The sequence below is a fragment of the Dyella acidiphila genome (assembly GCF_014863405.1).
Taxonomy (GTDB): domain Bacteria; phylum Pseudomonadota; class Gammaproteobacteria; order Xanthomonadales; family Rhodanobacteraceae; genus Dyella_B; species Dyella_B acidiphila.
Map to the genome: position 1 here is coordinate 86,843 of NZ_JACZZA010000011.1, position 16,786 is coordinate 103,628.

The 16,786-nt window shown below is 65.5% G+C and carries 2 protein-coding genes (1 of these 2 only partly in view); both read right to left on the reverse strand.

The window, feature by feature from the left end; all coding sequences use genetic code 11:
* Complete coding sequence (locus IGX34_RS16615) at positions 1-14,667, reverse strand: amino acid adenylation domain-containing protein (RefSeq protein WP_192556847.1); 14,667 nt, start codon at positions 14,665-14,667, stop codon at positions 1-3.
* Positions 14,660-16,786 carry the final stretch of a non-ribosomal peptide synthase/polyketide synthase gene (locus IGX34_RS16620; protein WP_192556848.1) on the reverse strand. Its footprint extends 17,136 nt past the window's final position, so only the last 2,127 of its 19,263 coding nucleotides appear in the window; its start codon lies off the right edge, out of view; the stop codon is at positions 14,660-14,662. Before IGX34_RS16620 ends, IGX34_RS16615 begins: the two co-directional genes overlap by 8 nt.

Here is a 16,786-nt window from a genome sequence, read left to right on the forward strand (position 1 = left end):
TCAGAGATCGGAGGTGTAAGCCAGGGCGTCTTCGACAGATCGACGCGGTTGGATCAAATGCGCGCCGAGCCAACGACCCAGCACGGCGACACGTTCGCCGGTGAGGATGCTGACGTGATTGCCGGGCAGCGGGTGATGGTGCAAGGCAGGTGCGTGCACGCGCCATGCATCGGCACGCTGCTGCTTGTCATGCCGCGCGTCGTCGGCACTGAACAGGTGCACCGGTCCCGGATAAACCGTATCGGGCAGATAATCCGTGGCCAGGTTGGCTTCCATCACGCGCACCACCCCATGCAGCACGCTGGCCGGCGTCCGGCTGTGCAGGATGCCGGCATGCACGAGCGCCCGATGCAGGGCGGCAAGCTGGTCGGCGGTGTCCAGCCCGCGCAGCTGCTGTTCGGTCAGCGGCAGCGGCGTATCCAGGCGCATGTCGTAAAGCTCGACCAGCTTCATCAGCGTGCGCAGGCGGCGCACCTGGCCATCCCAGTCTTCCCTCGGCGCGCGGCTGTCGAGCAGATATAGCCCGGCCACCTCGTCGCCAGAGGCAGCCAGCTGCAAGGCGATTTCGAAGCCCACCCAGCCGCCGAACGAATGGCCGAGCAGTTGATACGGCCCGCTCGGCTGCGCGTCTTTTATCGCCCGTATATAAGCGCGCGCCGTACAGCCGACATCGGCATAGGGAACCATCTCGCCGTCCAGTCCGCGCGGCTGCAGTCCATACACGGGGATGTCCTGGGACAGGGTCTGCGACAACTCGTGGAACATCGCCACGCTGGCGCCGGCGCCCGGAATGCAGAACAGCGGAATCGCGCCGCGCTTGCCGCTCTGTATGTCGATGCGCGGCTGGTAGCGCATTTCCGCATACGGCCGTCCGGATCGCTCCGACGCAGCCAGCGCGGCGGAAATCGCATCGCCCAGTCCACGGATATGCGGCTCTTCCATCAGCGAGGTGTGGTTGCCGTCGACGGCCACGACCTGCAGCAGTTCCGGCGGTACCCATTGACCCCAGCCAATGGCTGGATCGGTGCGCTGCATCGCCCGGGCATGGAAGATCGTCACCGGTACCGGCAGCGTGGCCGGCCGATAGTGATAGATCGCGCGGCATGTGCCCTGTATCACCGCCAGCGTGCGGCGCACCAGGGCAGGCTCCATCTGCGCCATGTCCGGTGCACTGCCGCTCTGCTGGATATATCTCACCAAGGCTTCGCAATCGCCCTCCTCGGCCAGTTGCGCCGCATGCTGGCGAACATCGTCCGGCGCCTCGCGGATCAGCCAGAGCAGCGCTGCCATTTCATCCAGTTCCAGCAGCTGCTCGGGATCGGTATGGCGGTAGTCGCTGAGCGTATCGATCAGGCCGACGAACTCCACTTCGGTATCGGCACCGACCAGCTGGGAGGCCATCTCGTAGGCGATCACGCCGCCGGAGGAATAGCCGATCAAGCGATACGGCCCTTCCGGCTGGATCCTGCGCATGGCTTGCACATAGCGTCTGGCCATGTCATGGGCGGTCTGCAGCGGCGCCTCTCCCTCCAGCAAGCCCTGCGCCGCAAAACCGTACAGCGGCACGTCCGCATCCAGCCACGAAGCCAGGGCGGCGGCATAGCCCACTTCACCGCCGCCGGGATGCACCAGAAACAACGGACGCTTGGCGCCCTGGCGGCGAATGGCGGTGATGTCCTGCGGCATGCCGGCGACAGGCTGCGCGATCGCCGCGGCGATGTCGGCAGGGGTCGGGTGAGCGAACAAGGTGCGCAACGGCAACTCCACCCCAAGCCGCTCGCGCAAGCGCGTGCTCATCTGCATGGCCAGCAGGGAGTGGCCGCCCAGTTCGAAGAAGCGGTCGTGGCGTCCGACTTGCGCTAGCCCGAGCAACTCCTGCCAGATGATCGCAATGGCCTGCTCCAGCTCGCCTTGCGGTGCTTCGTACTCGCGCATCGGCACGGCGTACTGGTCCGGCGCCGGCAAGGCTTTCCGCTCCAGCTTGCCGTTCGGGGTCAGCGGCAACCGTTCCAGTTGCACGAAGGCAGCGGGCAGCATGTATTCGGCCAGTTCCTTGGCCAGGGCATCGCGCAGGCTGGCGCCCGACAGGGCTTGTCCATCCTGCGAGGTCAGGTAGGCCACCAGGCGTTTGTCGCCCGGAACGTCTTCGCGTGCGATCACCAGCGCATCGCGCACATTGGGCTGCTGCAACAGTTTCGCTTCGATCTCGCCCAGCTCGATGCGGAAGCCGCGGATCTTCACCTGGAAATCGTTGCGGCCCAGGTATTCGATATCGCCGTTCGACAACCACCGCCCGAGGTCGCCGCTTTTATACATGCGTGCCTGCGGATCCGCGACGAACGGATCGGCCAGGAAGCGCTCGGCCGTCAAGTCGGGGCGATTCCAGTAGCCGCGCGCCACGCCCGGGCCGCCCAGATGGAGTTCGCCGCACACGCCGATCGGCACCGGCTCGCCATGTCGATCGAGGATATAGACGCGGGTATTGGAAATCGGCGGTCCGATCGGCACCGCGGACTCTTCGGCAGGCATGGCCTTGATTTCGAAGCTGGTCGCCGCCGCGGTTATTTCCGTGGGGCCGTAAGCATTCACCAGCTGCTGCGGCGGGGATGACGCGAGCACGCGCCGCACCGCGCGTACGTCTGCCGCCTCACCGGCAAACTGCAAATGACGCAATTGCGGCAACACCGGCGCCAGTGCTTCCGTATATCGGCCGAACAACGCAGTGGTCAGAAATAGCGAAGTGGCCTTGCCGTCCAGCAAGGTCTGCGCAAACGCCGCCGGTTCCAGCAGCGTGGATTCGTCGATCAGCAGGAGCTGCGCGCCGTTGAGCAGTGCGCTCCATATTTCCCAGGTCGATCCATCGAAGGCGATCTTCGCGGCATGCACGACCACATCGTCGGCCGCCAGATAGGAGAGGCAGTTGTTGATCACCAGCCGTAGCACGCCGCGATGCTCGATCATCACGCCCTTGGGCTGACCGGTCGAACCGGAGGTGTACATGATGTAGGCCAGGTGGCGTGAGGTAAGGCCGCCCACGGTGGGGTTGTGCGATAGCGCCGTCGCGTGCTCGCGCAGCGAGCCATCGTCATCCAGGATCAGCACTGGCGCGCCGCTCGGTGCCCAGTGCGCCTGCAGCGATGCTTGCGTGAGCACGACCAAGGGTGCGCTGTCACGCAACATGTAGGCCAGGCGCTCGGGCGGATACGCCGGATCCAGCGGCACATAGGCGCCACCGGCCTTGAGGATGCCCAGCAGGCCGACGATCAAGGCGATGCCGCGCTGCATGCCGATCGCCACGCGGTCGTCGTGACGCACGCCTTGCGCGATCAACACATGCGCCACCTGGTTGGCACGCCGGTTCAACTCGGCGTAGCTCAGCGACTTGCCGTTATGCACCAGCGCGATGGCATCCGGCTGAGTCGAGGCATGTTGTTCAAACACCTGGTGGATCAGGCCGTCGGCCGGATACGGCGCCTCCGTGGCGTTGAAGCTCTCGATCACCCGGCGGCGCTCGGCGGCGTCGAGCAGGCTGATCGCATGCATCGGCCGTTCCTCCGGTATCTGCAAGGCATCCACCAGTCCGTGCATGACGGTGCACAGGTAGCCCATAAGGCGCAGCGGATCGATCGGATCCGCGCACTGCGCGATCAGGTCAAAGCCTTCGCCCAGGTCGTTGACGGACATGTTGACCGGATAGTTGCTGCGCTCCTGGCTATGCATTGCGCGCACGCCGCGCCAAAGCTCGGCCTCGGCGGGAAGCTGGGCCTGCATGTGCCGATAGTTCAACAGCGCATTGAACAAGGGCAGGTCGGCCGCGACGCTGCTGCAGCGCTGGGCCAGGGCGAGCGGCGCCTGTTCGTGTGTCAGCAGTGCGCTCAGATGCCGATACGTTTCCTGCACCAGCTGCCGCACGCTGCGCCCGGCCAGCGCCACGCGCAGGGGCAAGGTGTTGATGAACAGGCCGAGCGTGCGATCCGCCGCCTCGCCGCCCTGGGAGCGCCCGGCCAGGATGGTGCCGAACACCACATCCTCCTGGCCGGTGCAGCAGGCCAGCACCTGCGCCCAGGCCACATGGAACAACACCGCCGTGCTGACGCCTTGTGCGCGGGCGCTTTCGCGTACACGTCGGGCCAGGTTCTGGTCCAGGCTGAGACGTTCCTCGCGCATGCCGCTGCCGTTGGCATGCACGTTCATTACGCCGAACAGGCAGGTCGGCGCTTCGATGTCGCCGAGCTGCTCGCGGAAGTACGCCTCGTGTACGGCCGGCGGAACGCGCAGCACCTGCGCAATGAAATTCCGGTACGGCGCCGGCGCGGCCAGTCGCTCGGGCCGCTGCTGCAGGATCGTCTGGATCTCCTGCACCATGATTTCCAGCGCCACGTGATCGATGGCCATATGGTGGTGCAGCAAGGCCAGCAGCCATCCGCCACTGCGCGGGTCCGGCGTCACCACGGCGCGCAGCAAGGGCGCCTGCGCAAGGTCCATGCGAATGCGGCGCGGGTCGGTATGCGCCAGCAGTTCCGCTTCGCCACCCTGCAGTGACAGCTGTTCCACCGGCAGACTGGCGTGCCGGTGCACCACCTGCACCGGCCGCGCCAGTCCCTGCCAATGCATGGCGCTGCGCAGTACGTCATGCCGGTCGATGACCTGCTGCATGGCGTCGAGGAAGGCATCCAGCCGGTCGCGCCGATCGAAAGCGAGCAGGGTCTGCAGCAGGTAGGCGTCGCCTTCGCTTTCCAGCAGGTGATGGAACAGCATGCCCTCCTGCAGCGGCGAGAGCGGATAAATATCCTGGATATTGGCGGCACCGCCGGGCGTGGCGGCGACGATGCGATCGATCGCCTCCTGGCTCAAGTCGACCAGCGGCAGCATGGCCGGCGTGATGACGGTGCTGTCCGCGGGAATGAGATTGGCGGGAACGGGCAGCTCTTCGCCGCCCTGCGCCAGGTTTGCAGACATCTCGGCAGCCAGCGCTGCCAGGCTTGGCGACGCAAACACCATCTTGACGTTGGCCGTCCAGCCTTCGCGGCGCAGGCCTTCGATCATGCTGACGATCATCAGCGAGTGGCCGCCGAGTTCGAAGAAATGATCGTGCCGCCCTACCCGCTCCAGGCCCAGCAGTGTTTGCCAGATGCCGGCGATAACGCACTCCAGTTGCCCTTGCGGAGCTGCGTAGGCGCGGGCGATCACGGCGTGCTGATCGGGCGCCGGCAGTGCGCGGCGGTCCAGCTTGCCGTTCGGCGTCAGTGGCAGCTGCTGCAGCGGCACGAAGGCGCTGGGCAGCATGTATTCCGGCAAATGCGCACTCAGATGAGCGCGCAGCGAGGCCGCCAACGTTTCCGCCGCGCCAGTCTCATCGTGTGCGACGAGATAAGCCACCAGCCGCTTGTCGCCAGGTGTGTCTTCGCGGGCAATCACCACGGCTTCGCGAATGGCCGGATGCTCGGCCAGACGCGCTTCGATCTCGCCGGGTTCGATGCGGTAGCCGCGGATCTTCACCTGGTGATCGTTGCGGCCCAGGAACTCCAGCTTGCCGTAGGGCAAATAGCGCGCCAGATCGCCCGTGCGATACATGCGTGCATCGGTCTGCGCACTGAATGGATCGGGCAGAAAACGTTCGGCGGTCAGCTCCGGCCGATTCAGATAACCCAGTGCGACGCCCGCACCGCCGACATGCAGCTCGCCGGCCACGCCCATCGGCACCGGCTGACCGTGCGCATCCAGCAGATAGATGCGCGTGTTGGCGATCGGGCGGCCGATCGGCAGCCGATGTGCCGACGGATCCAGTTCGCTGATTTCGCAAGTGGTCGCAAAGGTCGTGCTTTCGGTCGGGCCGTAGCAATGCAGCAGATGCTGCGGGCGATAACGCTCAAGCACGCGCGCCACCGTCGCCACGTCCACCGCATCGCCGCCCACCAGCAGCAGGCGCAGCCGTGCCAGCGCATCGCCCAGGCTGTCGGCCATCTGGCTGAACAGGCCGGCGGTGAGATGCAGCACCGTCACCGCCTGTTCTTCCAGCAGCGCGCGGAACAGCGATGGCTGCAGCACGCAGGCATAGGTCACCACTACCAGGCGCGCGCCATGCAGCAAGGGCGCCCACACTTCCAGCGTGCTGATATCGAAGGCCGGGTTGCCCAGCCACGCAATCCGATCGGTCGCCTCGAAACTGGCGTAGCCGTTGTTGATGATCAGCCGGTTGACGCCTCGATGCGGCACCAGCACGCCCTTGGGCTGGCCGGTCGAGCCCGAGGTATACATCACATACGCGGCCATCTCGCTGGAGAGCGCGAGCTTCGGGTTGGCGCTGGAGGCGCTGTCGTCCGTCGCAGCGGCGATGACGATGACTGGGACATCGATGCCGGCGGGCACCGTGCCGGCTGCATCGGTGAGTATCCGGCGTGCAGCGCAGTCGGCGATGATCCAGGCCTGGCGTGTCGCCGGCGCCTGCGGATCGATCGGTACATAGGTAGCGCCGGCCTTGAGAATGGCCAGTTGCGCAATGACCAGCGCGGCACTGCGCTCGAGCAGTGTGACGACGCAATCGCCGGGCCGCGTGCCCTCTTCGATCAGGCGATGGGCCAGACGATTGGCTTGTGCATTGAGTTGCGCATAGGTGAGCGATTGATCTTCAAACACCACAGCGATCGCTTGCGGCGAGCGTTCGGCCTGTTGCTCGAACAACCGGTGGATCAAGGCATCCGCCGGATACGGCGCCGCCGTGGCATTGAGGTTTTCCAGCAATTGGTGACGCTCGGCGGCGCCCAGCGCGCTCAGCGCATGCATCGGCTGCTCGTCCTGCGCCTGCAAGGCATCCACCAACCCGCGCACGACGGTTTCCATATAGCCGGTCAGCCGGGCCGGATCGATCTCGCTCGCGCATTGCGCGACCAGACCAAAGTCCTCGCCCAGATCGTCCACCGACAGGATCACCGGATAATTGGTGCGCTCCTGCGCATGCACGGTGCGCATGCCTTGCCACAGCCCGCTCGGATCGGAGGGCACGGCGGCGCTGTGGCGGTAGTTCAAGAGCGAGTTGAACAGCGGCCGATTCGACGCAACCCCGCTGCAGCGTTGCGCCAGGGCCAGCGGCGCCTGCTCATGCGCCAGCAGCGTGCTCAGGCGGCGGTAGGTTTCCTGCATAACGTGCTGCACGCTGCGTCCGGCCAGGGCAACCCGCAACGGCAACGTATTGATAAACAAACCGAGCGTGCGCTCGATCGCTTCGCTGGCCTGGTAACGCCCGGCCAGTACGGTGCCGAATACGACGTCATCCTGCCCGGTGCAGCAGGCCAGCACGCGCGCCCAGGCCACATGGAACAACACGGCGGTGCTGACGCCATGCAGGCGCGCCGTTTCGCGCACGCGCAAGCTCAAGGCGCGATCCAGGCTGAGGCGTTCCTCGCGCAGCGCATGGCCGTCGGCATGCACGTTCGCCACGTCGAACAGACAGGTCGGCTCCTCCACATCGGCCAGCTGCTCGCGGAAATACGCCTCGTGAACCGACGCCGGCACCCGCAGGGCCTGGGCAATGAAGTTTCGGTACGGCACCGGACGAGGCAGGCGTTCGACCTGATGCTGCAGGATGGCCTGGATTTCCTGCAACATGATCTCCAGCGTGACGTGGTCCCCGATCAGGTGATGGTGCAGCAGACCCAGCAACCACTCGCCGTTGTGCGGGTTTTTCGTCACGAAGGCACGCAGCAGCGGTGCATGTGACAGGTCCAGACGAACGTGATGGGGATCGGTGTGTTCGAGCAGTTCCGTTTCGGGATGCTTCACGCCAGGCAGCTGCAGTTCTTCCACCGGCAGTGCGGCGTGCCGCTGCACCACCTGCACCGGGCGCGCCAGTCCCTGCCAGTGCACGGCACTGCGCAGCATGTCGTGGCGTTCGATGACCTGCTGCATGGCGGCGAGAAAAGCGTCCAGCCGCTCGCGCTGCTCGAAAGCGAGTACCACCTGCAGCAGATAGGCGTCGCCCTGCGCTTCCAGCAGGTGATGAAACAGCATGCCTTCCTGCAACGGCGACAGCGGGTAGATGTCCTGGATATTGGCCACGCCGCCAGGTGTGCCGGCAACGATACGGTCGATGGCTTCCTGGCTAAGTTCGACCAGCGGCAACATCGCCGGCGTAATGGCCATGCTGGTGGCAGCGATAAGATTGGGCGGTACCGGCGCCTCGCTGTCTGCCGACGAGGCGTGATCGTTAATATGCGACGCCAGCGCAGCCAGGCCGGGCGCGGCAAATACCATCTTGACGCTGGCAGGCCAGCCTTGCTGACGCAGACGCGCAATCATCTGTACCGCGAGCAAGGAGTGGCCGCCCAGCTCGAAGAAATGATCCGCACGCCCGACGCGCGCCACACCGAGCAGTTCCTGCCAGACCGCGGCGATAGCCTGCTCCAGCTCGCCTTGCGGTGCCTCGTACTCGCGCGTCGCGGCGGCTTGCTGGTCAGGTGCCGGCAACGCCTGCCGATTCAGCTTGCCGTTCGCTGTCAGCGGCAGCTGTTCCAGTTGCACAAAGGCGCTTGGCAGCATGTACTCGGGCAACTGCCTAGCCAGCGCATCGCGCAGGAGCTCCATCGACAGCGGCTGTCCGTCGCGTGAAGTGACATACGCGACCAGGCGCTTGTCACCCGGCACGTCTTCGCGTGCGATGACGGCGGCTTCGTGCACGCCATCGCAGCCAGTCAATGCCGCTTCGATCTCGCCCGGCTCGATGCGGAAACCGCGCAGCTTGATCTGCCCATCCCGGCGCCCCAGGAATTCCAGCTCGCCATCGGCGCGATAGCGCACCAGGTCGCCGCTGCGATACATGCGCGCGGCCGGGTCGCCAGCAAACGGATCGCGCACGAAGCGCTCCGCCGTCAGCGCCGCACGTCCCAGATACCCCAGCGTTACGCCCGCGCCGCCGATATACAGCTCGCCCACGCTGCCGGCCGGCTGCCACTGCAGGCCCTCATTGAGCACATACAGGCGGGCATGGCCGATCGGGCCGCCGATCGGTGCGGCCACGCCTTCCAGCGCATCCAGTACCGCTGCATCCGAGAGCCGCCACGCGCTGCAGCCCACGGTGGTCTCGGTTGGGCCGTACTCGTTCACGAAGGTGGCCGCCGGCAGCAGCTTGTGCTTCCAGCGGCGCAAGGTCGCCAGGCTCAGTTGTTCACCGCCCACGACAATGCAGTGCGCCGCTTCGCCCATCGCACCGCCGGCATCTACCGCGGCCGCTTCGGGCAGGTATGACAAAGCATCCAGATGCGCCGGAGTGATCTTGAACAACCATCCCGGTCCCGCTGCGAACAGGCGTGCCGACAATTGCGGCAGGCTGCGCTCGCCATCCGCGAGCAGCAACACCGGCTTGCCTGCCAGCAATGGCGGCAGCAGCGTCGTTACCGTCGCGTCGAAGCTCAGCGGCGAACTGACCACCGCGCCGGCAATGTGTTCGCCCAGGTAGTCGTGCACGGCATGCTGCACGTAATTCGACAGCGAACGGTGTGCCACCATCACGCCTTTCGGCATACCGGTCGAACCGGACGTATAGATCACATACGCCAGCTGCTCGACGCCAAAACCATCGACGAGGGGATTGTGCGCCGCCTGCCCCGTCAGCACGGATGGATCGTCCAACTGCAGCACCGGCACACGGCCGGGCCATACTGCCTGCAGCGATGCCTGCGTAAGCAGCAGCGCAGGTGCGCTGTCTTGCAACAGGTAGGCCAGCCGCTCGGCGGGATAGGACGGATCGAGCGGCACATAGCCGGCGCCGGCCTTGAGGATGCCCAGGATGCCGACCACCATCGCCACACTACGCTCCACGCCGAGCGCTACACGGTCATTCGGCGTGACGCCGCGAGCGATCAGCGCATGCGCCAGGCGATTGGCCTGTGCATTGAGTTGCGCATAGGTAAGCGATTGCTGGTCGTCACTGAGCGCGATGGCGTCAGGCGTGCGTTGCACCTGCTGCTCAAACAGCGCATGGACCGGTAACGCCGGCGTGGAGAGTTCCGGCGTCGCTGTACTCTGCTGCGCCAACAGTTGCCGGCACTCCTGCTCATCCAACAGCGGCAAGCGATCTACGGGCTGATGCACCCCGACCACCATGCCGCGCAGCACCTGCATAAAGTGCCGCGCCATTCGCTCGATGCTGCTCTGCTCGAACAGATCGCTGGCATAAGACAGCTGACCGACCAACCGCCCTTTCGCCTCGTGCAGCGACAGGGTGATATCGAAATGGGCTGCGGCGCCGTCCTGTTCCAGCACTTCCACGCAGAGTCCCGGCAGGTCCAGCACGCCGTCCGGCGTGTTGTTCACCGCCAGCGAGACCTGGAACACCGGGCTATGGCTCAGGCTGCGCGGCGGCTGCAGCACTTCCACCAGTTGCTCGAACGGCAAATCCTGATGGGCATAGGCGTCGATCGACTGCGCCCTGATACGCGCTAGCAGACTCTCGACCGTGGGCGCATCGTCCAGCCGGATCCGCAACGCCAGCGTGTTGACGAAGAAGCCGAGCAAGGGTTCCAGTTCGCTGCGCTGGCGATTGGCCACCGGCGTACCGATCACCACCTCGCCCTGCCCGCTCCAGCGCGACAACACGATCGACCACGCGGCCAGCGCCGTCATGAACAAGGTGGTGTCATGCTGCTGGCCGAGCGTGCGCAAGGCCTGCTCGGCATCCGTATCCAAGGTCCACGTCAGCTGCGCACCGGCATGGCTTTGCACAGCCGGCCGCGGCCGGTCCGTGGGCAGGCTCAGCAAGGTGGGCGCACCGTCGAGCTGCGTTTTCCAATAGGCGGCCTGCGTCCGCAGCAGCGCGCGCTGCGCTTCGTCGTGCTGCCATACCGCGTAATCGGCGTACTGGATCGGCAGCGCGGGCAGCGGATCGGGATGTCCCTGGCAGTAAGCCTCGTACAAGGCGCTGACTTCGCGCACCAGTACATGCACCGACCAGCCGTCCGAGACGATATGGTGCTGGGTCAGCAGCAGGATGTGATCGTCGTCGGCCCGTTGCAGCAGCGTTCCGCGCAACAGAGGCCCACTCGACAGATCGAACGGCGCGCCGGCCTCGGCGGCACTGAGCCGGCTTATCGCGGCATCGATATCGGCATGCGTGCGCAGATCCTGTACGCGCAGATCGAACGGCTGCGCCTCGCGGATCACCTGTATGGCTTGCCCGTCACGCGACGCGAAAACGGTACGCAGAATTTCGTGGCGCGCCACGATTCGGCTCAGCGCCGCCGACAAGGCCGCGCGATCCAGCTGTCCCCGCAGGCGCAATGCCGCCGGTATGTGATAGGACGCGCTTGCCGCCGGATCGAACTGGTCGATAAACCACAGCCGCTGCTGCGGCCAGGACAAAGGCAGCGCCTGGCTGCGATCGGCCACGCGAATCTCGGCAAGCTCGGCACCTGCCGCCTGCGCGGCAGCCTGTGCCAGATCCTGCAAACAGGCATGCACGAACAGATCGCGCAGCGTCACCTCCACACCCAACGCCTTGCGCAGGCGCGCAATCATCTGCACGGCCAGCAGGGAATGGCCGCCAAGCTGGAAGAAATGATCGTTGCGGCCTACGCGCTCCAGTCCAAGCAATGCCTGCCAGATCTCCGCGATGGTTTGTTCAACCTCGCCGATCGGTGCTTCGTACGCGCGGGTGGCGACTGCTTGCTGGTCCGGTACCGGCAAAGCTTTCCGGTCCAGCTTGCCGTTCGGCGTCAGCGGCAACTGCTCCAGTTGCACGAAGGCGCTGGGCAGCATGTAGCCGGGCAACTCCTGCGCCAAGGCGTCACGCAACGCTGCCGCGGACAAGGACTGCCCGTCCTGCATGGTGAGATAGGCGACCAGGCGCTTGTCGCCCGGCACATCTTCACGAGCGATCACCACCGCGTCGCGCACCTGCGCCTGCTGCGCCAGCTTGGCCTCGATCTCGCCCAGCTCGATGCGAAAACCGCGGATCTTCACCTGGAAATCGTTGCGACCCAGATACTCGATGGTGCCGTCCGGCAGCCAGCGGCCGAGGTCACCGGTCTTGTACATCCGCGCTTGCGCATCGTTGACAAAGGGGTCGCGCGGAAAGCGCTCGGCGGTCAGTTCTGGGCGATTCCAGTAGCCGCGGGCCACGCCAGGACCCCCGATATAGATCTCGCCTGATACGCCGATCGGCACCGGCTCGCCATGCCGGTCAAGAATATAGATGTGCGTATTGGCAATCGGACGGCCGATCGGTATCGACACCGCGGTATCCGCCACGCTCTCGATGGCATGGCTGGTGGCCAGCGTAGTCGTCTCGGTCGGCCCGTATGCATTCACCAGCCGCTGCGGTGGCGTCGCCGCCAGCACCCGCCGCACCGTACGCGCATCCACCGCTTCGCCACCGATCAGCAGATGGCGGAATTGCGGCATGATCGGAGCCAGTACATCCGCGTACTGATTGAACAGCGATACGGTAAGAAAGGCTACCGTGGTCTGCCCCGCCACCAGCGCCTGCAGCAGGCGCCCGGGCTCCAGCAGGTCCGCCTGGTCGATCAACAGTACGCGGGCGCCATGCAGCAAGCCGCTCCACACTTCCCAGGTCGCCGCGTCAAAAGCGATGTTGGCAGCGTGCGCCACCACATCCTGCCGCGCGATCGGCGCAAAGCGGTTGTTGATCACCAGCCGTAGCACGCTACGGTGCTCCAGCATCACGCCCTTGGGCGTGCCGGTCGAGCCGGAGGTGTACATCAGGCAGGCCAGATTGCGCGAACCCAGCCCGGTCACCACCGGGTTGTGCTCGGCATGCGCGGCCAGTTGCGACGACAAGCCATCGCGGTCCAGCACCAGCACGGGCACGCCACTGGACGCCCAGTGTGCCTGCAGCGATGCCTGCGTGAGCACCGCGGACGGTGCACTGTCGCGCAGCATGTAAGCCAGGCGCTCGGCCGGATACGTCGGATCCAGCGGCACATAGGCCGCGCCGGCCTTGAGCACGCCCAGCAAGCTGACGATCAAGGCGGTGCTGCGCTCCATGCCGATCGCCACGCGGTCGTCCGGACCCACGCCCTGCGCGATCAGCGCATGCGCCACCCGGTTGGCGCGGCAGTTCAATTCGCCATAACTCAATGACTCGCCGTTGTGCAGCAAGGCAGGCGCGTGCGGATCGGCCAGCACCTGCTGCTCGAACAACTGGTGAATCAGCCCATCGGCCGGATACGGCACCGCGGTGTCGTTGAAGGTTTCCACTACCTGGCGGCGTTCGGCCGCGTCCAACAGCGGCAGGCGATCGACGGCTTGCTGCGGATCGGCCGTCATGCCCTGCAGCACGCGCTCGTATTGCCGCGCCATCCGTTCGATGCTGCCACGGTCGAACAGATCGCTGGCGTAGGTCAGCCGGCACTCGATCTGCTTGCCGTCATCCTGCAGATACAAGGTCAGGTCGAAGTGCGAGGTGCGCGTCGCAGGCTCCAGCGCCTGCAGGCTCAAGCCAGGCAGCTCCAGCACACCGCCCGGCGTGTTGTTGATCGCCAGCATCACCTGGAACACCGGGCTGTGGCTGAGGCTGCGCACCGGCTGCAGTGCTTCCACTACCTGCTCGAACGGCACGTCCTGGTAGGCATGCGCCTCGATCAGTTGCTGCTGGATGCGCGCCAGCAGCGCTTCAACCGTCGGCGCATCCTCTAGCCGAATGCGCAAGGCCGAGGTGTTGACGAAAAAACCGATCAGCGCTTCCAGCTCGGCATGCTTGCGGTTGGCGGCCGGGATGCCGATCACCACCTCGTGCTGGCCGCACCAGCGCGACAGCAGCACCGACCAGGCCGCCAGGCCGGCCATAAACAAGGTAACGCCATGTTGCTGGCAGAGTTGCCGCACGCTGGCACTCAGTGCCGGCGACAGCGTCCAGCTGAGCTGGTCGCCCACATAGCGCTGCACCGCGGGGCGTGGCCGGTCGGTCGGCAAGGCCAGCAGCTCCGGCGCGCCGCTCAACTGTTGTTTCCAGTACTCCGCCTGCGCCCGCAGCGTATCGGGTGCCAGCGCCTGGCGTTGCCACACAGCATAGTCGGCGTACTGGATCGGCAACGACGGCAGTGGATCGGGCCGGCCCTGGACGAATGCTTCGTACAGTGCACTCAGATCGCGCACCAGCACCCCGATCGACCAGCCATCCGACACGATGTGATGCTGGGTCAGCAACAGGATGTGTTCGTTGTCGGCCAGTTGCAGCAGACGTCCGCGCAGCAAGGGGCCGCGCGCGAGATCGAACGGCGCATGCGCCTCCTCTACCGCCAGCTGCTGCGCATGGCTTTCCGCATCCGGCTCTGTGCGCAGATCGAGCAGCGGCAATTCGAACGCTTGCGCTGCATGGATCCGCTGCACCGGCTCACCATCGATGGCGACGAAGCTGGTACGCAACACCTCGTGCCGTTCAACGATACGCTCCAGGCTGGCCTGCAGCGCTGGCCGATTCAACTGGCCGCGCAGGCGCAGCGCAGCCGGCAGATGGTAGGCGGCGCCTGCCGCGCGATCGAGCTGATCCAGAAACCACAGGCGCTGCTGTGCCCAGGACAAGGGTAGCGGCTGGCTGCGATCCGCCGCGGGAATCGCCGGTGTGGCGGCCGCCGGCTGCTGCGCCCGCATGCGCTCGTTCAACCGCTTCAGCAGTACGGCCTGCTTGAGTTCTTCCAGCGACGGCGACTTAGTCACGACCGGCATCCTTTTCGAGTAGTGCGAGCAGTTCGGCTTCCGAAAGCGCATCCAGCTCCTGCTGGATCGCCTCGATGTCCTCGCCGAGAAATGTTTCAAGCTGCAGCGACAGCACGGTCTGGGCAAACGCCGCCAGCTCCGGTGCCTTGAACAAGGCAGCCAGCGGTATATCGACATGGCAGGCATGGCAGAGCCGCGCAATTACCCGCACGGCCAGCAAGGAATGGCCGCCCAGTTCGAAGAAGTGGTCCTGCCGCCCTACCCGTTCCAGGCCCAGCACTTCCTGCCAGACCAGCGCGATGGTCTGTTCAATCTCGCCTTGCGGTGCCTCGTAGTCGCGACTCGTCAGCACTTGCCGGTCCGGCGCCGGCAGCGCCTGCCGATTCAACTTGCCGTTCGGCGTCAGCGGCAGCTGCTCCAGCTGCACGAAGGCGCCGGGCAGCATGTATTCGGGCAGGTCTTTGGCCAGGGCGTTGCGCAAGGCCGTGGTCGACACCGGCTGCCCATCGGATGTGGTGAGGTAGGCCACCAGCCGCTTGTCGCCCGGTACGTCTTCGCGTGCGATCACCACCGCATCGCGCACGCCGGCCTGCCTGGACAAAGCCACCTCGATCTCACCCAGCTCGATGCGGAAGCCGCGGATCTTCACCTGGAAATCCACGCGTCCCAGGTATTCGATCTGGCCATCCGGCAGATAGCGAGCCAGGTCGCCGGTGCGATACATGCGTGCGTCCGCTGCCGCGCTGAACGGGTTGGGCAGGAACTTCTCCGCCGTCAATGCCGGCCGATGGAGATAGCCGCGCGCCAGGCCGGCACCGGCCATGAACAATTCGCCAGCGACACCGATAGGTACCGGCTGCTGCCGCGCATCGAGAATATAGGCCTGCGAATTGGCAATCGGCCGGCCGATGCTCACCGATGCAGTCGAATCCTTCGGCACCAGGGTAAAGGTGGAGTACGTGGTGTCTTCGGATGGGCCGTAGAGGTTGTAGACGCGCGCCACCGACGACTGCCGATAAAGCGATTGCACCAGCGCCTGGCTCAGTGCCTCGCCGGCCAGATTGATCACCTTGATCGACCCCGGCAACGACACGCTGCGATGCACTTCCGCCATCGCCGACGGCACGGTGTTGATCAACGTGACGGGCAAGGCATCGGGCCTTTCCGCCAGGGCGAGAATGTTGTCGACCAGCCAGACCGAACCGCCCCGGCTCAACGGCACGAATATTTCGAAGATGGACAGATCGAAGCAGATCGAGGTAGAGGCCAGCACCTTGTCCAGGCTGTCGCGATCGAACGTCGCCAGGGCCCAGTGCACAAAGGCGGTGACATTCCGGTGCCGGATCGCCACACCCTTGGGCTTGCCGGTCGAGCCGGAGGTGTAGATCACATAAGCCAGATCGTCGCCAGCGGCGATAGTGACCGGGTTGTCGCCAGAATAAGCGGCCAGCAACGCGGCCTCGGCATCGACGCACAGCACCTGCATGCCGGGCACCGCCGGCAACTCGTCGCGCAAATGCTGCTGGGTCAACAGCACGGCCGGCCCCGCATCCGTCAGCATCGTAACGATGCGTTCCGCGGGATACGCCGGATCGAGCGGCACATAGGCGCCGCCGGCTTTCAGTACGCCGAGCAGGGCTACGATCAGATCCGGCGTACGGGTCATGCAGATGCCGACCAGCCGATCGGGTCCTACGCCAAGTGTTCGCAGATGATGCGCCAGCTGATTGGCGCGCCGATTCAACTCGGCGTAGCGGATGGCGACGCCGGCATGCACCAGCGCCACCTGCTCCGGCGTGCGTGCAGCCTGCGCCTCGAACAGCTGATGCAGCGCCTGCGGATCGGGCGGAAGCGCGAGCGTGCTGTCGTTGAAGCGATAAAGCAATTGCTGCCGCTCGGCCTCGCTCAGCATGGCCAGGTCGCCGACCGGCGCCTGCGGTTCGGCCACGATCGCCTGCAGCAGGCGCGCGAAATGATCGCGCATGCGCTCGATCGTGCCTGCGTCGAACAGATCGGTGCTGTATTCGAAATGCCCCTGCAGGCCGTCCCTGCTTTCCAGCAGACTCAGGCTGAGATCGAACTTGGCGGTAACGGTTTCGCTTTCCACCGCACTCATCGC